The 21,845-nt window shown below is 53.0% G+C and carries 18 protein-coding genes; 16 read left to right on the plus strand and 2 right to left on the minus strand.

Translation table 11 applies throughout. The features are described 5' to 3' along the window. Window positions 1-12: 12 nt before the first annotated feature. The 5 genes from ACVV26_RS04690 (at window position 13) to ACVV26_RS04710 (ending at window position 5,169) form a co-directional block, all read left to right on the plus strand. The gene (locus ACVV26_RS04690; protein WP_312805882.1) at window positions 13-447 is read left to right on the plus strand and encodes a type II toxin-antitoxin system YafO family toxin; all 435 of its coding nucleotides are present in this window, start codon (window positions 13-15) and stop codon (window positions 445-447) included. A gap of 141 nt (window positions 448-588) precedes the next feature. Beyond that, window positions 589-1,272 carry a hypothetical protein gene (locus tag ACVV26_RS04695; RefSeq protein ID WP_312805880.1) on the plus strand — a complete coding sequence of 228 codons (684 nt, stop codon included), beginning with the start codon at window positions 589-591 and terminating at the stop codon, window positions 1,270-1,272. Between the two features lie 72 nt (window positions 1,273-1,344). Continuing rightward, a complete protein-coding gene (locus ACVV26_RS04700) occupies window positions 1,345-4,593 on the plus strand; it encodes a tape measure protein (protein WP_474800199.1) in 3,249 nt (1,082 codons plus the stop codon). After that, on the plus strand, window positions 4,593-4,940 hold the full coding sequence (locus tag ACVV26_RS04705) for a phage tail protein (protein ID WP_474800201.1): 348 nt from the start codon (window positions 4,593-4,595) through the stop codon (window positions 4,938-4,940). Before ACVV26_RS04700 ends, ACVV26_RS04705 begins: the two co-directional genes overlap by 1 nt. Before the next feature lie 22 nt (window positions 4,941-4,962). Beyond that, window positions 4,963-5,169, plus strand: coding sequence for a hypothetical protein (locus tag ACVV26_RS04710; protein WP_474800202.1), 207 nt, complete (start codon window positions 4,963-4,965; stop codon window positions 5,167-5,169). On the opposite strand, the gene ACVV26_RS04715 is transcribed toward ACVV26_RS04710, so the two are convergent. Next, entirely contained in the window at window positions 5,153-5,389 is a 237-nt protein-coding gene (locus tag ACVV26_RS04715) for a hypothetical protein (RefSeq protein WP_312980053.1), read from the minus strand. The two genes, ACVV26_RS04710 and ACVV26_RS04715, sit on opposite strands and share 17 nt — an antisense overlap. Window positions 5,390-5,555: 166 nt before the next feature. Between ACVV26_RS04715 and ACVV26_RS04720 the strand changes: the two genes are divergently transcribed. The 11 genes from ACVV26_RS04720 (at window position 5,556) to rpoS (ending at window position 19,138) form a co-directional block, all read left to right on the plus strand. Beyond that, complete coding sequence (locus ACVV26_RS04720; protein ID WP_313667286.1) at window positions 5,556-6,260, plus strand: phage minor tail protein L; 705 nt, start codon at window positions 5,556-5,558, stop codon at window positions 6,258-6,260. Next, window positions 6,260-6,979 (plus strand): C40 family peptidase, encoded by a 720-nt coding sequence (locus ACVV26_RS04725; protein ID WP_474800204.1) that lies wholly within the window; start codon window positions 6,260-6,262, stop codon window positions 6,977-6,979. The genes ACVV26_RS04720 and ACVV26_RS04725 overlap by 1 nt, the downstream gene beginning before the upstream one ends. Beyond that, the gene (locus ACVV26_RS04730) at window positions 6,922-7,449 is read left to right on the plus strand and encodes a tail assembly protein (RefSeq protein ID WP_312980046.1); all 528 of its coding nucleotides are present in this window, start codon (window positions 6,922-6,924) and stop codon (window positions 7,447-7,449) included. The genes ACVV26_RS04725 and ACVV26_RS04730 overlap by 58 nt, the downstream gene beginning before the upstream one ends. A 9-nt stretch (window positions 7,450-7,458) precedes the next feature. Beyond that, complete coding sequence (locus tag ACVV26_RS04735; protein ID WP_474800205.1) at window positions 7,459-11,229, plus strand: TipJ family phage tail tip protein; 3,771 nt, start codon at window positions 7,459-7,461, stop codon at window positions 11,227-11,229. A gap of 50 nt (window positions 11,230-11,279) precedes the next feature. Further along, a complete protein-coding gene (locus ACVV26_RS04740) occupies window positions 11,280-13,367 on the plus strand; it encodes a pyocin knob domain-containing S74 family peptidase (protein ID WP_474800206.1) in 2,088 nt (695 codons plus the stop codon). Between the two features lie 110 nt (window positions 13,368-13,477). After that, window positions 13,478-13,897 (plus strand): translesion error-prone DNA polymerase V autoproteolytic subunit, encoded by a 420-nt coding sequence (locus ACVV26_RS04745; RefSeq protein ID WP_474800208.1) that lies wholly within the window; start codon window positions 13,478-13,480, stop codon window positions 13,895-13,897. After that, window positions 13,897-15,165 (plus strand): Y-family DNA polymerase, encoded by a 1,269-nt coding sequence (locus ACVV26_RS04750; protein WP_474800209.1) that lies wholly within the window; start codon window positions 13,897-13,899, stop codon window positions 15,163-15,165. The genes ACVV26_RS04745 and ACVV26_RS04750 overlap by 1 nt, the downstream gene beginning before the upstream one ends. Before the next feature lie 230 nt (window positions 15,166-15,395). Further along, window positions 15,396-16,157 (plus strand): 5'/3'-nucleotidase SurE, encoded by a 762-nt coding sequence (surE, locus tag ACVV26_RS04755; protein ID WP_161660302.1) that lies wholly within the window; start codon window positions 15,396-15,398, stop codon window positions 16,155-16,157. Continuing rightward, window positions 16,151-16,777, plus strand: coding sequence for a protein-L-isoaspartate(D-aspartate) O-methyltransferase (locus tag ACVV26_RS04760; protein WP_125294887.1), 627 nt, complete (start codon window positions 16,151-16,153; stop codon window positions 16,775-16,777). The genes surE and ACVV26_RS04760 overlap by 7 nt, the downstream gene beginning before the upstream one ends. A 123-nt stretch (window positions 16,778-16,900) precedes the next feature. Then, window positions 16,901-18,028 carry a murein hydrolase activator NlpD gene (gene nlpD / locus ACVV26_RS04765; protein WP_474800210.1) on the plus strand — a complete coding sequence of 376 codons (1,128 nt, stop codon included), beginning with the start codon at window positions 16,901-16,903 and terminating at the stop codon, window positions 18,026-18,028. Window positions 18,029-18,145: 117 nt separating this feature from the next. Continuing rightward, on the plus strand, window positions 18,146-19,138 hold the full coding sequence (gene rpoS, locus ACVV26_RS04770; RefSeq protein WP_002434658.1) for an RNA polymerase sigma factor RpoS: 993 nt from the start codon (window positions 18,146-18,148) through the stop codon (window positions 19,136-19,138). A 134-nt stretch (window positions 19,139-19,272) separates the two neighbouring features. On the opposite strand, the gene mutS is transcribed toward rpoS, so the two are convergent. Next, window positions 19,273-21,840 (minus strand): DNA mismatch repair protein MutS, encoded by a 2,568-nt coding sequence (gene mutS / locus ACVV26_RS04775; protein WP_474800211.1) that lies wholly within the window; start codon window positions 21,838-21,840, stop codon window positions 19,273-19,275. Window positions 21,841-21,845 lie beyond the last annotated feature (5 nt).

The raw sequence follows: 21,845 nt of genomic DNA on the forward strand, positions 1-21,845 counted from the left end.
ACGGATAAATCTGTGCATATCGAAGCTTCTATTAACGAGAAAACTAAAGAAAATTTTTTTGATGGAGTCTTTATCCAGTTCCCGGAGCTGGAAGCTTCGATAATTTCTGATTTTCAACGTTACAAATCTACCGGAAAGCTACCCCATTATTTCGGCAGAGACGTAGCTTTTACTCAGCCTTACGGTGCTTTCAGGGCAGGGTTGATGCATATTCATTTATGCCTTCCCCCTGGAAAGTTTCCTGAAAAACTTCCTCAGCCTGACCGTGTTTGTAAGAAAGGCGATCCAAAGAATGATGCTTGCCTTGTTTATGTGCAGGGTGAACTATACGAGAACAGGTATTCCCTGATCGCGATCATGCATCCTGATGCTCACACTAAAACCCGAGAGCATCAAGTTATGAGCTACCTTGCAAGGATTGCTCAGGACTTCAAAGACAATAATTGATCAGATTGTAACGCATTTAATTATGATAACCCGCTTAGCTGCGGGGTGCTTCGTTGCCTGAGATCAAAAAATCAGACCTGCCCGTTGCGCTGCCGCGCTCCCCTGATAGGATATGAATTTCGTTATTGCTGGGGAAATGGAATGAAAGTATTTTTTTGGGGATGCGTATTGTGGTTAATAACCGCCACGTCTAATGCCGCTGACACCTACCAATGTAGTTACGCAAAAGCTGGTCTTACAAATGGCGTCATGGGTAACATGAGCTTACCAGTTCCTGCAAAAGTGGAAGTTTTAGGTGATTCGATAAAATTGCATCGCCCAGATGGAACATTTGTTTTTAGTCCACCTCTTACTCAAAACAGAGGGGCGCTAAAAATGATTGATGATGGTTCAAAGGTATATGTCGCGGCAACTGATGGCTCTAACTTCGCTGTTTCTGACAGGATAGGCAAAGTAACGGAGCAGTGGGATAAATGCCAAGTAATGCAAAAGGAAAGTGAAAGGATAAAACCGATCGATAATCCAAAATGGCGAAATTTGACTACAGCGGAAAAAACGGCTGTAGAAAAAGCTATTACCGATAAATTAAAAGATCCTTATAGTGCTAAATTCAAACATTCCCAATTTATATCCAATGGAAATGGTGAATATTGTGGATATGTGAATTCAAAAAATTCCTATGGGGGGTATGTTGGCAATACACCTTTCCTAATAATGATCGTTGGTAAAGGAAAGGACCTCAATGCTGCCGTCATATCTTTCGGTAGCGATGAGAGCGAACAATTGGCTACTCAACAGGTATGTCAACAGATCGGTTATTTCTGAAGCTCAAGCGTGATATAACATCGAATTAAACCCCGCCTCGTCGGGGTTTTTTATTGCCTGGAGAAAATACATATGTCCGAAAATGTAGGTGAGATTGTTTACATAATTCGTGCGGACACAGCCCAATTGCTTTCTGCTGGTCGTAATGTTGTCGATATGACAAACGATCTCCAGAGTAATTTTGATGATACCGATGAATCAGCGGACAACTTGAATACGACACTGTCGAAACTCGCAGCAACGATCAAGTTAATCTTCGCCGCTGGGGCGTTGCGTGAGATGGCAAAAATGGTGCAGAGCTATCAGGAGATGGCCGAGCGCGTTCAGATGGCGACATCAAGTCAGGCTGAATTTGAAAGCGTTCAGAGGCGCTTACTTAATACAGCTAACGGGACTTATCGATCTTTAGCAGAGGCCCAGGAGCTTTATATTCGAAGCGCCGACGGTCTGCGCAGCATGGGTTATTCCACTGAACAGGCTATCGATGTCCAGGACTCAATGTCTTATGCTTTCGTTAAGAACGCCACCAGTGCGGACCGGGCCGAGTCAGCTATCAGTGCATTCACCAAAGCGATAAACACCGGGAAAGTTTCCGCCGATCAGTGGGAGTCCATCACTACCGCCATCCCAACCGTGATCAATGATATTGCCACCGCCAGCAAAAAAACCTCCGCCGAAGTGCGAGCGATGGGCGCAGCAGGCAAGTTAACAGCATCAGATTTAAGCGAGGGATTACGCCAGTCACTCAATGAGAACGCAGCCGCAGCGGCGGGGATGTCCAACAACCTTACCGATGCTGGCGTGAGGATGAAAACGGCCTTTACTGAAGTTTTGGTGGCAATCGAGGGCCAGACAGGAGCGCTACAAACCTTTACCAACGGTCTTATTGCTGCCGCTGACACTATTCTGGAGTTCGGTCGAGACTCTGAAAGCATGGCTGGGTTCATCGATACCGCAACTATTGCTGCGCAAGCATTTGCTCTTGTGTTGGCTGGTCGGTATGCAGGTGCATTAAAAGCTGGCATTGCCGGTAAGATTCAGAATATCGCCGCGAATCGCCAAATGGTAACTGCTGAAAATCAGGCGGCTCAGGCTGCGCTCTTTTCAGCCAATGCCACACAGCGCAGGTCGCTAGCAGATAAGGAAGCTGCGATTTCTGCGCTTAACCTTGCTCAAGCTGAATATAACGTTGCAAGGGGTAGCGCGGCAGAAATGTTAGCGCTCGATAACCTTATCGCCGCAAAGACAAGAGCAACCGCAGCCTCCATCGTGTTAACTGAAGCAGAAACAGCACAGGCAGCAGCTACCGTTCGCGCTACTGCCGCTGCAAGCGCTGCATCCGTTAGTATGGGATTAATGCGCGGCGCGCTTTCTCTGCTTGGCGGGCCTGCTGGCATTGTTATGATCGCGGCGGGAGCCTTACTGTATTGGTGGCAAAGCGCTAAACAGGCGAAAGAAGAAGCTCTTAGTTTTGCTGATTCTCTGGATGGCGTTATTGCCAAGATGAAGGAGATGAATCAGGCGCAGCTTGTCGGCACAATGGCAGATATAGCTAAATCTATAGAGGCTCAAAAAGATCACATTGATGACCTCAATAGCTCTGTAAAGGAAGCACAGTCAGAGTATGACAAATACATCACCCTTGCAAAGCAAATGGGCGTCGCTCAGGATCAGAATAATGGCTATGTAAAAAAAGCTAACGAATGGCTTTTGACTTTAAATCAGCGAAAAAGAGATGTCAGTAATGCGACTGATAAATTAAATCATACAACTGAGCAACAATCTCTTATTCAGGGGCAACTCAATCAAAAAGCAAGAGAATCCGAAGAAGCCTTCAATATTCTTGAAAATAACCTCAAGAATAAAATTCCCAATGCAAGTTCCGCCGCAATAACAGCAATGGCCTCGACTATTCAGGTACTGGATAGCCTTAATAAAAAAGCCGCGAACGCTGGAAATATACAACCTGCGGAACCGGAAGACTCCCCCGAAGCGAAGAAACTCATTCAGAACGCCGAACGCCGCCTTGCGCTTTCAAAGCTTGAGGGCGAGGCAAGAGCAAGACTGCAGGCGCAATTCGATGCTGATGACGCCGGGATTACTGATGAGAAAAAAAGAAAGGCCCTTGCGGATCAATACGCTGAAACAGAGCGGTTAACCAGCGCAAGAAAAGCCGCAAACAAGGAAGCGAAGAAGTCCGCTGACGACGCAACGCAATTTTTATCTCGTCAGCAGTCTGCCCTGGATCGACTCAACACCGGTTATGCCGATGGCTCTCTTGAACTGGCAAAGTACGATGCGGTTATGGCGCTGGGCAACAAAGCGACTGACGCGCAAATCGTTAAGGCGGAGCAGCAGGCCGAAGCAATCTGGAGAAGTCAGCAGGCGATAAAGGCCGCTGCGGAGGAAGAGAAAAAGCGCACTCAGGCCAGTCAGAACTTCACCAGCCTGCAGGGGCAGGTATCACCAGTTGCAGCGGTCGATAACTCATATCTGACGCAAATGGCGCAGCTCAATGAGTACGTAACCCTTTACCCGCAAAAGATCGCGGAAGCCGAAGCGTTACGGGCCAGTATCGAGGAACAGTATCACCAGCGGCGCATGGCGGCCATGTGGGAAGAGTGGCAGCAGCAAAGCCAGATTAACAGCATGATTGGCGCTGCCGTAGACTCCTTACAGGGTGGGGCAACCAGCGCCATCACCGGCCTGATAAACGGCACTCAAAGCCTGCGGGAATCCTTTGCCAACATCGGCACCACGATTTTAAACAGCGTGGTGGGCAGCTTTGTCCAGATGGGCATTGAATGGGCTAAAAGTCAGCTTATGGGCCAGGCGGCTGCGGCTGCTTCTCTGGCGGCAACTACTGCCCAGGCTTCAGCTGCCGCAGCTGCATGGGCACCCGCTGCTATGAGCGCCTCCATCGCGACGTACGGCAGTGCCGCTGCAGTGGGGCAATCAGCGTACGCTGGTTCAATGCTTGCAGCCAAGGGGCTGGCGCTTGCTGGCGGTCGCCGTTACGGTGGCACAGTGTCTGCTGGCAACGCCTACCGCATTAACGAGGATGGGCGCTCTGAAGTATTCCAGACTACCGGCGGTCAGCAGATATTCATGCCGAACAAGTCAGGGAAGATCATTCCAGCAGATAAAGCAGGCGGGGGTGGCGTTGTTCAGCACATCACATTTGAAATCAACACTACCGGCGGTATCGACGATGCCACTATAAAGCAGATGGAAGGGATGATGAAGCGTGTGGCTCTCTATCATATCAGCGACCAGTCGTCTCGCCCCGGAGGCTTAATCCAACCGAGGACTAAACGCTAATGCCTGAAATCTTCACCTGGAAACCTCAGCGCGGCTACAGCGCCGAACGCACCCCAAACGTGGCCGTCGTGAAACTCGGAGATGGATACGAGCAGCGCCAGAAGAAAGGCATTAACCCGCTGATGTCAAAATACTCGCTGACGTTTCGCGGCGTTAACGGGCCGTGCCGTGTGAACCCGGCGAAGCAGGCCGAGGCTTTTCTGACAGCACGCATGGCGGTGGAGTCTTTCTACTGGACACCATCGGATACAGGAGTGCAGGCGCTGTTTGTCTGCCGCTCCTGGAATATGACAAAGACCGGGCCGCTCTATGAACTGACGGCCACATTTGAACAGGTACCACGATAAAGCCGAAAGGCGGGAGAGTATTATGTCTTTAGAAAAACAAATTGAATCTTTGAATATTGAACTTAAAGAATTGCACGTAATTGTTGTTGATACACAACTGGCATTCATTAATTTTCAGGAAGAGGTGAATTCTCGTTTTAATGCGGCCCAGGAACAGGTCGCATTAATTAATGATGAAGAAAAAAGCGCTTCACTCATTTTTAGTGGGGTGATTACTGCTTCTCGGTGAATGAAAACTTAGCGATTAAATCTGCTAACTCAGTAAGGGCGATGGCTACTGCTGGGTTACTGGCCTCGTTGTTAGCAACATCATTTTTTAATGCATTAATTACGGCAGGTTTAATATCTGGAAACTTGGCAGATAAGTTTGCAATAGTATATGCCAGCGCAACTTCAGCAACTGAAGTTCTTGCTTTCAATTTTTCAAATTCTTCTTTAGAGACAGTCATTGGATTTCCTTTTTCCAGAGGTAATCAGCCATCCCTCTTTTTTGAGTGCGTCAGCGTCCCACCACTGACGGGCTGACCCCACAACATAACCAGGGATAGCGATATATCCCATCCTGATATTCGAACAGTAGCCACCTACGGGTGGCTTTTTTTATTGGAGATTTTCGTGCGCGACATTCCACCAGAGCTAATTATCGAAAGCGTTGATGCCGGAGTTGGCGCTTTTATCGATCTGTTTGAACTCGATCTCCGGCCTTACGGCGGGAACCTGGAGCGCTTTCACTCCGGTACCAACGGCTTTTACAACAATGTTATCTGGCGCGGTAACGCCTATCCCGCTTATCCGATCGCCATCGAAGGCTTCGAAAGCCGGAACGAGGGTACCTATGCGCGCCCGGCCATGGCCGTCGCGAACGTCACGGGTATGATTTTTGGGATGAACCATGATTTCGACGACCTGCTGGGCGTGGTGATCACCCGTCGCCAGGTGCCGGTGAAATATCTGGACGCGGTAAACTTTCCCAACGGTAACCCGGATGCCGATCCCACCATGGAGGCGGTATCCCGTTACGTTGTCGAGGAGATGACTGAAGAGACATCTGAACAGGTGACTTATTCTCTCGCAACGCCGGTGGACTGCGACAACGCTATTATCCCGGCGCGGACTATCCTGGCCGATGTCTGCCAGTGGGTTTATCGCGGTACCGGCTGCAACTACGACGGGCCGCCAGTCGCTGATGAACGGGACAACCCGACCAGCAACCCGGCGCTGGATAAATGCTCTCACCGCCGCACAGGTTGCCGATTCCGGTACCCGCGCCCGTACCCCATGCCAATCAGCAGTTTCCCCGGTTCACAGAAGGTTTCCTGATGCATGAATTACTCGAGTATGCGGCCTCGTCGCAGGATGAAGTGTGCGCGCTGATTATCGACGACACCCGTTTGCACCCATGTCGTAACGTACATCCCGATCCGGCTCACCATTTCCGCATTAGCGAGGCTGACTGGCTGGCAGCGGAGGAGGAGGGCGCGGTCACTGCGGTATTTCATTCACATCCTCAACCGGTACCGGTGCTGTCAGGTGCTGACCGCGCTATGCAGGTAATGACAGGCCTGCCCTGGTGGCTGGCGTGTGACGGCGAGCTGCGAAAGTTCCGCCCGATACCGCACCTGCTGGGCCGCCGGTTCGAGCACGGCGTGACAGACTGCTACACGCTGTTTCGCGATGCGTATCACCTGTGCGGAATTGACCTGCCGGATTTTGCCCGGACTGAAGGCTGGTGGCTACGGGGCGAGAACCTCTACCTGAAGAACCTGGCGGCCAACGGTTTCCACCAGGTTTCCACCAGCGAAGCCGTACCCGGCGATGTGATTATCCGCCAGCCGTTTCCGGGGGCTGATCCGTGCCATGCGATGATCCTGCTGGACGATAACATGGTGCTTCACCACGACCACGCCGGGCACCTCAGCAGGCGTGAACCATTCCGCATGGCTTACATGAAACAAACCCATTCCATCTGGAGGCATCACCGGTGCTCATCTTTAGATTTGCGGGGCATTTCCGCCGACATTTCCGCCAGGTCACATTAAACGTTGATACCCCCGCGCAAGGGCTTCGCCTGCTGCTGGCCCAGTGCCCGGAGTTCAAAAAGGACTTTCTCAAATCGCGGGTGCGCGTCCGCGTGGCGGGTGAAGACGTGGCGACGGATGCAATGCACTGGCATCTGGACAGGCGTCTGGATGACGGTTCAAGCGTGCTGTTTGTCCCGGTGGTTGAGGGGGCAATTACCGCAGCAGCCGCCGCGTGGATAGCAGTGGCGGTGAGTGTTGCCTCCATTGCCTACAGCGTTTACATGTCCCGCAACATGAAAACCAAAACTTCAGCCGAGGCGGCGGAAAACAACACCATCACAAACAACTCTTTTACCAGTGCGGAGAACCGCGCCGGACAGGGGCGACCTGTGTCGATCCTGCTCGGGGAAATGGTGGTGGGCTCTAACGTCATTTCCCTCGGTATCGACACCACAAACAACCAGGACTGGACAGAATCAATAAGCTAAGGCGGGAATATGTCATCAGGCGGCGGCAAAGCTTCTACCCCTAAACTCCTCGACGATAACCTCAAATCAAAACAGTTTTATCGGGTGCTGGATCTCATCAGCGAAGGACCGATTTACGGACCGGTTGACCAGTCGCACCTTTCTTCTTTCATGCTGAATAAAACTCCTATCACGGACTCTGCCGGAAACGTCAGCGTGAACGGCGTGAGCGTGGCCTGGCGTCCCGGCTCGGAATTCCAGAATCCCATTAACGGCTTTTCCGCCATTGAGGCGACCAGCATCGTTAATACCGAGGTCACTTTCAACACGCCACTGGTCCGCACAATCACCGATCAGGATGTCACGCGCGTACGGCTGAATATCGGCGTGACGGGACTTGTCGAGCAGGACACGAAAGGGAATCAGAAGGAAACCTCTGTGACGATGGTGATCGAAACCCGCGTTGCCGGCGGGGCGTTCACAATGCAAAAAACAGTCACCATTACCGGGAAAATATCAGGCGAATACCTGGAGGCGCACGTTATCGAGGCACCGGCAACGAAACCTTTCGATATCCGTGTGCGCCGTATCACACCTGACAGCAACGGCGACCTGCTGTCCAACGGTACCATCTGGAACAGCTTCAGCCAGATTACGGACGACAACCTGAACTACCCGTTTTCGGCTATTGCCGGTGCAGTGATTGACCGTGACCAGTACAGGGACACCCCAAGCCGCACCTATCACCTGCGCGGGCTGATTGTGGACGTTCCTGACAACTACGACCCGATTGCCAGAACCTATTCGGGTTTGTGGACTGGCGGATTCAAAAAAGCGTGGACGAACAACCCGGCCTGGCTCTTTCGCGAGCTGGTGAAAAACACGCGCTTTGGCCTGGCCCGGCGCGCGGGCTATATCGATGTCGACGACGGTGCGCTTTATATCCTTTCACAGTATTGCGATCAGCCGGTGAACGACGGCTATGGCGGCAAAGAGCCGCGTATGACACTGAACGCCTACATCACCGAGCAGGCCAGTGCCCGCGATATCCTGGATAAAATCGCCGGGATGTTCAGGGGCATTGCTCTCTGGGATGGCCTTCGTCTCACGGTCATGCTGGATACACCTCAGGACCCGATTGCCACCATTACCAATGCGAATGTTGTTGACGGGAAATTTAGCCGCAGCTCGGTTAAACGGGCCGAAAAATACAATGGGGTGGTGGTGTCATGGACTGACCCGGATAACGGCTGGGAGCAGGTGAAGGAATATGTTTCCGACGATGCCATGATCGCGCGTAGTGGAACCTACAACGAGACAACGCTGGAGGCGTTCGGTTGCACTTCACGCGGGCAGGCCTGGCGAGCCGGGAAATGGCTGCTGGAAACCGCAAAACGGGAGAGTAGCCGGTTAACCTTCCAGATGGCCCGGGATGCAATCGCCTTTACGCCCGGCGATGTCGTGGAAATCATGGATAACGACTATGCCGGGGCACGGCTGGGCGGGCGTATTGTTTCACACTCCGGCGCGAATATTACCGTTGATGCGGACGTCTCCAGTCTGGTTTCGCCAGGCGACAACATGTCGCTTATGGGCAGCAACGGAAAGTTTGTGAAATACCCCATTGTGAGCGTGTCCGGACGCGTCATTACCCTGCGCAGCGTTCCTGCCTGGGTGCGTGACGGCACTGTATTCGCCATCGCCATCAGTGAAATCTCGGTCCGTCTTTTCCGCATCCTGAGTATTGCCGAAACGGAAAACAACTCGGTTTACAGCATCACGGCGGGGCAGCACGACCCGAACAAACAGGCCATCGTGGACGAGGGTGCGGTTTTTGAGATGCCGACCGATACCCTGAACGGATACCGGGTGCCCAACATCGAGAACCTTCGCATCCTTAACACCAACAGCGAAACCGTGCAGGTTACGGCGACCTGGGAAACCGCCACCACAACTAAAAAACTGGTGTTCGAACTGTATGTTTATAACGAAAGTGGGGCGGTTGTTGCACAGTTTGAAACCGACCAGTTTCGCTATGACTTCTACGGAATCAATGCCGGGAATTACATGCTTGGGGTGCGTGGCCGCAACGAGAACGGCATGAAGGGTGCCGAAACACAGGTAAACCTGATTATCGGCGCGCCACTGGCACCGTCATCCGTTATCTGGACGCCAGGTCTTTTCTCAGCAGATATTGTCCCGGTCATGCGAGTTACTGCCACTTCAGACACTACATTTGAATTCTGGTACAGCGGTGAGAATCGCATTCTTAATCCGGCGCTGATTGAAGACCAGACGCAGTTCCTTGGGCGATCAAGCCAGTGGAATCTTCACGGACTGAAAGCGGATACAACGTATTACATGTACGTGCGGACGCGCAACGCGTTCGGTGTTTCGGGTTTTGTTGAGGCATCAGGCAAGGCGTCGTCAGATATTCCGGGCATGTTCGATTACATCGATGAAGCGGTGCGCGATTCTGAGGCATTTAAGAACGTGCAGGCCGGGATAGATTACAGCCTCGAAGCAACCATGCAGAACACTCTGGCGCAGGTCGAAGGTGCGCAGTTGCAGTTTGAGCAGGTGGGGCTGGCGCGCGCTGAAGTTTCACAGGTAAAAATCACCATTGCTGATGCGGACAGAGCCTTTGCTCAGTTCCAGGAGCTTGTTGCCGTGCAGTTCGGTGAAAACGCCGCGGAAATACTTGAGGTGAAGACGGCACAGGCTACTGCTGATGAGGCGTTCGCAGAATATCGACTGGAAGTGGCCGCGTCCTTTGATGATGTCGACAGTTCTATTTTGACGATCCAGGAGGCACAGTCTTCCGCCAACCAGGCATTTGCTCAATATCAAACTCAGGTCGCCACGCAGTTCGGTAATCAACAAGCGGCGATTAACCAGAAACTCACCTCTGAAATCACAGATAACGGCACCGCAAAGGTTTCTTACACGCTCAATCTCGGGATTAAACGTGGCGGGCAGATGTATAACACCGGGTTCGGCATGTCTCTCGAACCAAACGGGAGTGGCGGCTATAAATCAACAGTCGTGTTTGCTGCCGATCAGTTTGGCATTTACTCAGGGAGTGATCCGGGCAGTTATGAAGCCGCGTTCTTTGTATTCAACGGCCAGGTGTTTTTGCGGTCGGCGTTTATCCAGAATGCCAGCATCGATAATGCAAAAATCGGCCAGTACATCCAGTCGACGAACTGGGACGGCACCGGCAATATCGGGTGGCATGTTAACAAGAGTGGATTTGCGTACTTCACTGGCGTCACCGTGAAGGGAACCGTCTATGCCAGCGCTGGTTCGTTTACAGGTTCGATTTATGCCACAGACGGTGTGTTTAACGGCACGGTTTACGCCACTGACGGGAAATTTACTGGAACAGTAGAGGCTAAGCACTTCGTGGGTGACGTCGCCAACGGCCAGGTGTTTGCGGATACCGGTGCATCCAGCAATGAAATCCGGTCCTTCCAGTACACAGACAGCTCGGAGAGTTACCTCGAAAAGCAGATCGTTGTTATGGCCGTGATTGAACACAACAACGCTCAGGCCCAGGAGGGTGCCACAACGGTCACGATAACCATTAACGGCGTGGCGAAATCGTTTGATGTGTACGGGCCAGTTGGTGGATCACGTCCGCGCGGCGGAAGTTCAACGGTCATGCACAGTATCCGCACGACAGCCAGGGTCGTAACCTGCTCAATCCAGGCCGTAACCGGTCTTGGAGGAACAGGGAAAATACTTTCCCCCACAATGCTCATCATGCGTGGAACCGGCTCGTTTGCCCAGACCAACTAACGTAAAACCCGCTCCGGCGGGTTTTTTATTGCCTATTTTCAGGAGACACAATGTCCGCAGGAACCCTCAAACTCACAAACAACTCTACAGCGGTTGTTGGTACCAGTACGCTGTTTACCACAGATTTAAAGCCGGGCGACTTCATTGTCGTGACAATCGGCGGCGTGCTTTACACGCTCCCTGTTGATGCTGTGACAAGCAACACTGCGGCCACGCTCGTCAGTCCGTTTACCGGGCCGACCTTTACCGGCGCAGCGTGGGCAGCGGTACCGCGTAAAACGATGAACCAGGTCACCGCAGAGCTGGTGGCCCAGTCCACTGAAGCATTGCGCGGGCTGCTTACCGAGAAGGGCGTATGGACAAACTTCTATACGGCACCGGGTGATATTACCGTCCAGTTGACCAGCAGCATGCCCGCCGTAACGGGTCCTGGCTGGCAGAAAATGGCGGGGCTGGTGGGCTCGTCGCAACAGTGGCGTGGTGCGCTGCCGGCAACGCCAAACCTGAACAGTTACGGGCCAGTTCAGAATTTTGTCGGCTTATGGGGAATGGGTACGTCAGCCGGTGCCCAGCTGGTAAATAATTTTCCTGAAGCTAACGCTGTCGGCCTGCTCGAGGTTTTCGCCGGTGGGCAGTTCGGCGGTACCCAGCGTTATACGGTCCGCAGCGGTAATGTCTATGTGCGCTCCCTGACGGCTTCGTGGAACGGAACGGACGGCCCCTGGGGTGACTGGAATCTTGTCGGCGTTAACTCGCGTCCCGGTTATTATGAGGGCGATTTAAATGCCCTGCTAACACCCGGCACCTGGTCAGTTACAGCAGCAGCGACAAACGGGCCTGTATCTCCCGGTCAGGCTGGTGTGGCCACCGGCATTTGCGAGGTTATTTTACGAACCAGCACAAATTCACTGCTTCAGCGCTACACCAATATCACCACCGGCACAGCTAACATTAACCGCACATGGCAACGTACGCTATCCGGGACCACCTGGTCATCATGGGAACAGCCTGGCGCAAAGGCACTGAATGATATCGGTATCGGCGTGTCTAATATGACGGCACTCAGCGATTTTGACTGGCAGCAGGCTGAATTTGTTACGGGTGCCATATATCTTACTAACACTACCACCTGGGCCAATATTCCGGCGGGTATATCGTACCCGACCAATACCCAGGTTTATGTCCAGATCGATGGCATCACGTCTTCAGGAACCGTTATTGAATTAACGTTAATAGCAAATCAGGCAAACGATTCTACCTGGCGGATTTATAAAGTACGTATTGCGAACGCCAAAGGTTCGCGGACCTTCTCGGTCCGACAGGTCTTTACAAATACCGATACAGTGCCCGTTGCCAACGGTGGCACCGGAGGCACAACGCAGGCTACCGCCCGTACCGGTCTGGGCCTGGGGAACTCATCTACCCGCAACGTTGGAACCACATCTGGCACCGTAGCCGCGGGGGATGATTCGCGTCTCGGCACTATCGACGGCAAATCCGGCGGCACGATCAACGGTCCTACGACAGTTAGTGGCTACTTAAGGCTCGCACAGACGGCACCTCAGGCCCCTGCGACGGGGGGTAACTACCAGGGATGGAATACCACAAACGGGCAATCCGAATATGTTAACCACAGGGCCGCTGGCGCTGGCGGGCACCGGTTCACCATTGTTAACCCAGACTTTACTTTACAGGCGGCATTTACCCTCTCAAGCGATGGTAACGGCTACGCAGGAAACGGCCAGTGGGTAAGCGCCACATCAGGCCGGGCCACTAAAACGGATATCAAAGAGATCGAGAATCCGCGCGGTAAAATGCGGCTCATCAAAGCGGCTACCTGGGTTTACAAATCAAAAGCGATGTCTGGCAGATTCGGTATCGGCGTTATCGCAGATGAATTGTACGAGGCATTCCCGGAAGCGCGGATCACCGTTGGCGACGTCGAACTGGACGACGGCAGTATTGTTGAAGATGCACTGTCAGTGCAGGCCGGTGACAGTGGTGTCACGGTTGCGCTGCATCACGCAACCATTCTGTCCCTGATGGATGAAAATGAATCACAGCAGGTTGAAATTGAAGCACTTAAATCAAATATTGAGGAGCTCAAGAAAATTGTGGAGGGGCTCATGGCTAATTAATTCAGCCCGTTACGCCTGCCGCTGAAATTGATAGTTAAACCCGATATTGATCGGCTTACTGATTGAAACTACTGTATATAAAAACAGTATAACTATCAGGAGCCGATTTTATGGAATTTTACACACCAGCAGAGTTGCGCGCGATTGTCGCGCTGCCCCTCTTCGGAGACCTTGTGCAGTGCGGGTTTCCGTCTCCCGCCGCAGATTATGTCGAGCAACGCATCGATCTGAATGAACTGATGATCCAGCACCCCAGCGCGACATATTTCGTTAAGGCTGCTGGGGACTCGATGCTCGAAGCGGGAATCAGCGACGGCGACCTGCTGGTGGTGGACAGTTCCAGGACAGCGGAACACGGGGATATCGTGATCGCGGCGGTGGGCGGAGAGTTTACTGTTAAGCGATTACAACTGCGCCCGACTGTGCAGCTTAATCCCATGAACAGCGCCTACTCACCGATCATGGTTGGTAGTGAGGACACCCTGGACGTTTTCGGGGTCGTGACGTACATCGTTAAATCGACAAACTGATGTTTGCCCTGGTCGATGTGAACTCGTTTTATGCATCATGCGAAACGGTGTTCAGACCCGATTTAAAAGGGCGCGCGGTCGTTGTGCTCTCGAATAACGACGGGTGCGTCATTGCCCGTAGTGCTGAGGCGAAACAAATCGGGATCACTATGGGTGAGCCGTTTTTTAAACAGAGGGATTTGTTCCGGCGCCACAACGTCGCCACGTTCTCCAGCAACTATGAACTTTACGCGGATATGTCTAACCGGGTGATGACCACGCTGGAATTAATGAGTCCACGTGTCGAAATTTATTCCATCGATGAGGCCTTTTGCGATCTCACCGGCGTGCGGAACTGCCGGAACCTAGAAGATTTCGGTCGGGAAATCCGCGCCACGGTTTTGCAAAACACGCATCTCACTGTGGGTGTAGGCATTGCCCAGACCAAAACCCTGGCGAAACTTGCGAACCACGCCGCGAAGAAATGGCAGCGGCAGACCGGTGGCGTGGTGGATTTGTCGAACGTCGATCGCCAGCGGCGTCTGATGTCTCTCGTTCCTGTTGAAGACGTCTGGGGCGTGGGACGGCGCATCAGTAAAAAGCTGGGTGCAATGGGGATCACCAACGCATGCCAGCTGGCTGACACCTCAACATGGGTTATCAGGAAGCATTTTAACGTCGTGCTCGAGCGAACGGTACGGGAGCTGCGCGGCGAGCCCTGTCTCGATCTGGAGGAATTCGCGCCAGCCAAACAGGAAATTGTTTGCTCCCGTTCGTTCGGTGAACGGGTAATGGAATACGAGCAGATGCATCAGGCAATATGCAGTCATGCTGCGCGCGCGGCAGAGAAGCTGCGAGGCGAGCACCAGTACTGTCGGTATATTTCCGCATTCGTCAAAACCAGCCCCTTTGCAATCAACGAGCCATATTACGGTAACAGCGTATCTGTAAAACTTCTTACCCCCACCCAGGACAGCCGCGACATAATTAACGCTGCGGTGCGCTGTCTCGATAATATCTGGCGTGACGGTCACCGGTACCAGAAAGCCGGGGTGATGCTGGGCGATTTCTTCAGCCAGGGTGTGGCGCAACTGAACCTGTTCGACGATGCGGCGCCACGGCGAAACAGCGAGAAACTTATGGAAGTGCTGGATCAGCTCAATGCCAAAGGCGGAAAGGGCACGCTGTTCTTTGCAGGGCAGGGTATACAGCAGCAGTGGCAGATGAAACGGGATATGCTGTCGCCTCGCTATACCACCCGGTTTTCGGATTTACTCAAAGTTAGGTGACAGGGTAGATAAGGATCGCGGGATGATGAAGCACTGGTGATGTGATCCGTGCGTGCGCCTGCGGAACTGCTACTGTTTATCTGGTCGGCGAATTCGCGTTAGAATGAACCGGTTGCCCTCAATTTTAATGCTCAAAAAAAGAGCAGCAAAATTAAAACAGGACAACTAACAGGACAATAAAAACGACTCAGTGAGTCATGTATTAATAAAATCAGATGGTTATGGTTTAAATGCGGATATTGCTGAGTAACGATGATGGAATCCATGCGCCGGGGATCCAAACCCTGGCGAAAGCCTTACGCGAATTCGCCGAGGTGCAGGTTGTCGCACCCGATCGCAATCGCTCCGGCGCGTCAAACTCGCTGACGCTTGAGTCTTCTCTGCGCACTTTCGAATACCCTAACGGCGATATCGCCGTGCAAATGGGCACGCCTACCGACTGCGTTTATCTCGGCGTCAATGCACTGATGCGCCCGCGTCCTGACGTGGTGGTGTCTGGCATTAATGCCGGGCCGAATCTTGGTGATGACGTAATTTATTCGGGCACGGTAGCGGCGGCGATGGAAGGGCGTCACCTCGGTTTCCCCGCCCTGGCGGTATCGCTAAACGGCTTTGAGCATTATGAAACCGCGGCGGCAGTCACCTGTTCCATCCTGCGGGCGCTAGAGCGCGAACCGTTGCGCACTGGCCGCATTCTGAACATCAACGTTCCTGACTTACCGTTGTCTGAGATTAAAGGCATCCGCGTAACGCGCTGCGGCAGCCGTCATCCGGCAGATAAAGTCATTCCTCAGCAGGATCCGCGCGGTAATACGCTGTACTGGATCGGGCCGCCCGGCGAAAAGCACGATGCCGGACCGGAAACCGATTTTGCCGCCGTGGATGAAGGTTATGTTTCGGTAACGCCTCTTCACGTTGACCTGACGGCCTATAGCGCGCAGGAGGTAGTCTCCACCTGGCTTGATCGTGCGGGAGTGGATGGGCAATGGTAAGTAATCGCGTACAAACACTTTTAAAACAGTTGCGTGCGCAAGGAATTAGCGACGAGCGCGTGCTTGAGGCATTAGCTCAGGTTCCGCGCGATAAGTTCGTGGACGAAGCGTTTGAACATAAAGCCTGGGATAACGTCGCGCTGCCGATAGGCCAGGGGCAGACCATTTCGCAACCTTATATGGTTGCCAGAATGACAGAGCTGCTGGAGCTGACGCCTGAATCACGGGTGCTGGAAATTGGTACTGGCTCGGGTTATCAAACCGCCATTCTGGCGCATCTGGTTCATCATGTCTGCTCGGTAGAGCGCATTAAAGGGCTTCAGTGGCACGCCAGACGCCGCCTGAAGCAGCTCGATTTACACAACGTTTCAACCCGTCACGGCGATGGCTGGCAAGGCTGGAAAGCACGCGCGCCGTTTGACGCTATTATTGTCACAGCAGCGCCGCCTGAGATCCCTGCCGCCTTAATGGCGCAGTTGGACGACGGCGGTATTCTTGTTTTGCCTGTGGGCGATGAACACCAGCTCTTAAAGCGGGTTCGTCGGCGGGGCGACGAGTTCATTATCGACACCGTGGAAGCCGTTCGCTTCGTACCTTTAGTTCGGGGTGAACTGGCATAACCAGGAGTTTTTCCTGTTTCCTTATCGGCTTTTCGGCGTATGGTGAGGCGAATTTTCACTTTGCTGATAGCCGGGCACGGTTGTCTTCATTTTAAGCAGTAAAGACCATCTTTTGGGGGAACAATGAGCGCGGGAAGCCATAAATTCATATCACGCCGGGTGGCGACACTTTCTCTTATTTCACTTCTTGTCGCCGGGTGTTCATCCAACAATCAATCACAAGCGCCGATCAGTTCCGTTAACGGCGGCAATAGCGGCGGCAGTACCAGCAGCGGAATGTTGATCACACCGCCGCCAAAAATGAATACGCCAGCCCCGACGCCTGCGCCACAAATTCAACCGGTACAGCGTCCTGTTACCCAACCTGCACAGGTACAGGCCATTCCCGAGGAGCCAGTTCGTACAGAAAATGGCCGAATTGTTTACAATCGTAAATATGGGAACATTCCGAAGGGAAGTTATGCGGGCGGTAGCACTTATACCGTTAAGCGTGGTGATACACTCTTCTACATTGCCTGGATAACAGGTAATGATTTCCGTGACTTAGCGCAGCGTAACAACGTCCAGCCCCCTTATGGTTTGAACGTCGGACAAACGCTACAGGTTGGAAACGCATCGGGAACGCCTATCACTGGCGGTAATGCAATTACCCAGGCCGATGCTACTGCGCAGGGGATCATTACCCCACCTGCACAAAATTCCACCACGGTAGTTGCGTCGAAACCAACAATTACGTATTCTGAGTCCTCAGGTGAACAAAGTGCTAACAAAATGTTGCCGAACAATCCGGGTACTGGGACTGTTGTCACAGCACCGGTTACGGCACCTGTGGTTAGCTCTACTGAACCGACTGTCAGCAGCACGACAACCAGTTCGCCGATTTCTACATGGCGCTGGCCGGCTGAAGGCAAGGTTATCGAGAACTTCTCCGCTAACGAAGGCGGTAACAAAGGGATCGATATCGCAGGCAGTAAAGGGCAGGCTATCATCGCCACAGCGGACGGGCGGGTAGTTTATGCCGGCAATGCACTGCGCGGTTACGGTAATCTAATCATCATAAAACACAACGATGATTACCTGAGTGCCTACGCCCATAACGATACGATGCTGGTCCGGGAACAACAAGAAGTTAAGGCGGGGCAAAAAATAGCTACCATGGGTAGCACCGGAACCAGTTCTACACGCTTGCATTTTGAAATTCGTTACAAGGGGAAATCCGTAAACCCGCTGCGTTACTTACCGCAGCGATAATTTAGTAAAGCGGTTTGTCACTCTGTTTTGAAGGACGTTATTGACAGTCGTTGTCATGGCGTCCCAACAAGAAAGTGCCGTTGCTTTACTTAGGGATCACGGGTAGGAGCCACCTTTATGAGTCAGAATACGCTGAAAGTTCATGATTTAAATGAAGACGCGGAATTTGATGAGAACGGAGTAGAGGCTTTTGACGAAAAAGCCTTAATAGAAGAGGAACCCAGTGATAACGACTTAGCTGAAGAAGAGCTGTTGTCGCAAGGTTCAACACAGCGTGTGCTGGACGCGACTCAACTGTATCTGGGGGAAATTGGTTATTCCCCGCTGTTAACAGCAGAAGAAGAAGTCTATTTCGCGCGCCGCGCCCTGCGTGGTGATGTCGCATCCCGCCGACGCATGATCGAAAGTAACCTGCGTCTGGTGGTAAAAATTGCTCGTCGCTACAGCAATCGTGGTCTGGCTTTGCTGGATCTGATTGAAGAGGGCAACCTGGGGCTGATTCGCGCTGTCGAGAAATTTGACCCGGAACGCGGGTTCCGCTTCTCAACCTATGCCACATGGTGGATTCGTCAAACGATTGAACGGGCGATCATGAATCAAACCCGTACCATTCGTCTGCCGATTCACATTGTTAAAGAGTTGAACGTTTATCTGCGTACTGCGCGTGAACTTTCCCACAAGCTGGACCATGAGCCCAGCGCGGAAGAGATTGCCGAGCAGTTGGATAAACCGGTTGATGACGTAAGCCGTATGCTGCGTCTCAACGAGCGTATTACCTCTGTTGACACCCCGCTGGGTGGCGACTCAGAGAAAGCGCTGCTGGACATCCTGGCCGATGAAAAAGACAACGGCCCGGAAGACACCACGCAAGACGATGACATGAAACAAAGTATCGTCAAATGGCTGTTCGAACTGAATGCCAAACAGCGTGAAGTGTTGGCGCGTCGTTTCGGCCTGCTGGGCTATGAAGCGGCGACGCTCGAAGATGTAGGTCGTGAAATCGGCCTGACTCGCGAGCGTGTTCGTCAGATTCAGGTTGAAGGGTTGCGCCGTCTGCGCGAAATTCTTCAGACTCAGGGTCTGAACATTGAGGCGCTGTTCCGCGAATAAGTTTTGCTCTTAAAAAGGCGGTGAATTTCACCGCCTTTTTACTCAGAAAATCTCTCCTGGCGAGAGATTTTTTTATGCGCGTCGTAAAGCGCGAACACGCGTTTTCACCCTTCTCCACGCTTTCTCTGCCATCGTTACACCAAATTTTTCAGCCGGTAAATCCACTCCAGCGCCTGACGCGGCGACAGCGAGTCGGGATCCAGCGCCTCCAGCGCTTCTACCGCCGGGCTGGTTTCTTCCGCTGCGGCAAGCAGCGACATCTGCGTACCGTCGATTTGCGTTGCCGATGCGTTGCCTGACAGGTTCTCAAGTTCACGCAGCTTCTGACGCGCGCGTTTAATCACGTCTTTCGGCACGCCAGCCAGTGCCGCTACCGCCAGGCCATAGCTCTTACTGGCCGCGCCTTCCTGCACGGTATGCATAAAGGCGATAGTATCGCCATGCTCGATAGCGTCCAGATGTACGTTGGCGACGCCTTCCATTTTTTCAGGCAATGTAGTGAGCTCAAAATAGTGCGTCGCGAACAGGGTAAACGCCTTAATACGGTTCGCCAGGCTTTCCGCGCAGGCCCACGCCAGGGATAACCCATCGTAAGTAGAGGTACCTCGGCCAATCTCATCCATAAGCACCAGACTGTACTCGGTGGCGTTATGCAGAATATTGGCGGTTTCGGTCATTTCAACCATAAAGGTTGACCGGCCCGAGGCCAGGTCATCCGCCGCGCCAACACGGGTAAATATCCGGTCAATGGGGCCGATTTCCGCCTGCGTTGCGGGTACGAAGCTACCGATATAGGCCATTAAGACGATCAGCGCGGTCTGGCGCATATAGGTACTTTTACCGCCCATGTTCGGACCGGTAATAATCAACATCTTGCGCTGGGCAGACAGGGCCAACGGGTTAGCGATAAAGGGTTCGTTAAGCACCTGTTCCACCACCGGGTGACGCCCTTCGACAATGTTGATGCCGGGTTTATCACTCAGGGTGGGGCAGCAGTAATTAAGCGTTAACGCGCGTTCGGCGAGGTTTACCAGAACATCCAGTTCAGCAAGCGTGCTGGCGCTTTGCTGCAAATCAGCCAAATGCGGCAGTAGCATATCGAACAGCTGATCGTAGAGCTGTTTTTCCAGCGACAGCGCTTTTCCTTTTGAGGTGAGGACTTTGTCTTCGTACTCTTTTAGCTCAGGGATGATGTAGCGCTCGGCGTTTTTCAGCGTCTGACGGCGTACATAATTCATCGGCACCAGATGGCTTTGCCCGCGACTGACCTGAATGTAATAACCGTGGACGGCATTGAAGCCGACCTTCAGCGTATCCAGCCCCAGTTTTTCACGCTCGCGGATTTCCAGACGATCGAGATAATCAGTCGCACCGTCTGCCAGCGCGCGCCACTCATCCAGCTCTTCGTTATAGCCAGGGGCAATGACCCCACCGTCACGAATTAACACAGGCGGAGAGTCAATAATGGCGCGCTCCAGCAATGAACATAGCTCGCTAAACTCGCCCATATTTTGACGCAGGGTTTGCACGTGCTCGCTGTCGATGTCGCCAAGCAGTTCGTTCAGGATCGGCAACTGCTGAAAGGCATGACGCATGCGCGCTAAGTCGCGAGGACGCGCGGTACGCAGCGCCAGGCGAGCCAGAATACGCTCCAGATCGCCCACCTGACGCAGCACAGGTTGGAGTTCGCTGGTGCGATCCATCAGCGCGGCGATGGTTTGCTGGCGTGAACGCAATGTTTCGTGATGGCGTACCGGCATATGCAGCCAGCGTTTCAGCATACGGCTGCCCATTGGCGTGACGGTGCTATCCAGTACAGAAGCCACGGTATTTTCAATGCCGCCACTCAGATTCAGGGTGATTTCAAGATTGCGGCGTGTAGCGGCATCCATGATGATGCTGTCCTGCTGGCGCTCCATCGTGATAGATCGAATATGAGGCAGCGAGGTGCGTTGCGTATCTTTGACGTACTGCAGCAGACAACCGGCGGCGCATAGCCCGCGCGGCGCGTTTTCCACACCAAAGCCCGTCAGGTCCCGGGTGCCGAACTGCATAGTGAGCTGTTGGCGCGCCGTGTCGATTTCAAATTCCCATAGTGGACGGCGGCGCAAACCGCGACGGCCCTCGATCAGCGACATTTCGGCAAAATCTTCGGCGTACAGCAGTTCCGCGGGATTGGTTCGCTGCAACTCCGCAGCCATGGTTTCCCGATCCTGCGGCTCGCTAAGGCGGAACCGGCCAGAGCTAATATCCAGCGTGGCGTAGCCAAACCCTTTACTGTCCTGCCACAGCGCGGCTAGCAGATTATCCTGGCGCTCCTGTAATAGCGCTTCGTCGCTAATGGTGCCTGGCGTAACGATGCGTACCACTTTGCGTTCAACCGGCCCTTTGCTGGTGGCTGGATCGCCGATTTGTTCGCAGATCGCCACAGACTCGCCGAGATTGACCAGCTTCGCCAGATAGTTTTCTACCGCATGATGGGGGACGCCCGCCATTGGGATAGGCTCGCCTGCCGATGCGCCGCGTTTAGTCAGCGAAATATCCAGCAACTGCGACGCGCGTTTCGCATCATCGTAAAACAGCTCATAGAAATCGCCCATTCGATAGAAAAGCAGGATTTCTGGATGCTGTGATTTAAGACGCAGGTACTGCTGCATCATGGGCGTATGGTCGGTAAAGTCCTTGTCAGTAGACTCAATCATCTGAT

The organism is Atlantibacter sp. MEI4A-1023 (assembly GCF_056155425.1).